Source organism: Luteibacter sp. P4_D7_3, assembly GCF_056401735.1.
This window is the reverse complement of sequence record NZ_JBFUIT010000578.1, coordinates 1-1,239: the sequence shown is the minus strand read 5'-3', so window position 1 is coordinate 1,239 and position 1,239 is coordinate 1. Positions and strand designations below refer to the sequence as shown.

The window sequence follows — 1,239 nt, the reverse complement described above, 5'->3', positions numbered from 1 at the left end:
GAGAAAATGCATTGCTGAACTCCGATCCTAGAGATTCTCCATCGTCAGAATAGGCAGGCGTCACTATTTCCCGAAGAGTGGATTGCTGCCAGTCGGCGTTTGCAGTCCAAATTGATACTGTTTTTTTATTACTCATCTTTTTCTCCTCAATTTTTAAGGCCGGATGGGAGAGAGTCAACTCCACCTTCTAACCTCCGACCCGCCCACTCATTGAGGCCCTGTCGGAACTCGCCGTAATCTTTCGAATTGTCAATTATTTTAAGTATTTCATTATGTGCTTTTGTGGACCCTTTGCCCCCATGATGACCAGTAGGGTTCACAAATTTCACTTCAGCAATCGCGGTCCGTAGCTCATAGATCTGCTCATCAGAAAAGGGGACAGATTTATTTTCAGTTTGTAGAAAATAAATCTGTCCCCTTTTTGTCGTCTTTATTAGGAACCTTGGTTTTGTGATTTTTTTAGTAGGTTTTTGAGTTCAGGGTAAGAATCAATTTCTTCATCGGGTAGATTGTCTATGATTCGCTGAATTTTATTAGAGTATTTTTCATCAATAACTGCTTCAGTCCAATCAAGTTCGGAAGCTGCGGCGATTGCTACCTCGGAGAACGTAGAGTCAAGAAGTTTTTTTAAAAGCTCTATCGCTTCGGGCGATCGCAACTCTCCCAGAGCAGCAGCGCTTCTTTCTTGCCAGTATTCCTCTTTTAAAAGAATTGATTCATTAAGTTGTTGCCAGTCCATGGCGTTAAATTTTCCTAGAACTCCATGAGCTACCTGTGCAGTAATGTACTCATTCCAATTTGAGTCTTCATTTGCTCCAAGCCAGTAGTTATATTCTTCGTAAACCTTGCTGTTCATGTTGTTCAGGGACGGATCACGTTAAATAGCGAGAAAGAGGAGAGTTCCCAGGCGGCAGATTATGGATGTAAAAAACTGTGATCTGCCCCGTTTAGAATAAGGAATCGTGGTGTGTCCCTGTTTTATTTCTTYCGGTTACCTAGAATCGATTTGTTTTTATTGAGTGCTATCGCTGGTATGAACGCAATCATGATCATCCATATAGATTAGCACTTTGAAGTTGTCGTCGACTATCCAGAATGGGAATTCAGTCGTTTCGGAAAGTAGCGTTTTAAGATCTGCAGAGTTTGCTAGTTTCCAAGCGTGAATCTTACTGTCTTGAACTATTAGTAAGGGGTTTTCAAAATTTTCGAGAGTGTCTACTTTTTTCCAGAAGTCTGGGT

3 protein-coding genes are annotated in these 1,239 nt (G+C 41.4%); all 3 read right to left on the bottom strand.

All coding sequences use genetic code 11. From position 1 onward, the window contains the following. On the bottom strand, positions 1-184 hold a 184-nt coding region (locus AC1DSN_RS22855), incomplete at its 3' end, for a hypothetical protein (RefSeq protein WP_477333153.1). 249 nt (positions 185-433) lie between these two features. Beyond that, a complete protein-coding gene (locus AC1DSN_RS22850; protein WP_477333151.1) occupies positions 434-856 on the bottom strand; it encodes a HEAT repeat domain-containing protein in 423 nt (140 codons plus the stop codon). Between the two features lie 156 nt (positions 857-1,012). Then, positions 1,013-1,239: hypothetical protein (locus AC1DSN_RS22845; RefSeq protein WP_477333149.1), on the bottom strand; the 227-nt coding region annotated here is incomplete at its 5' end.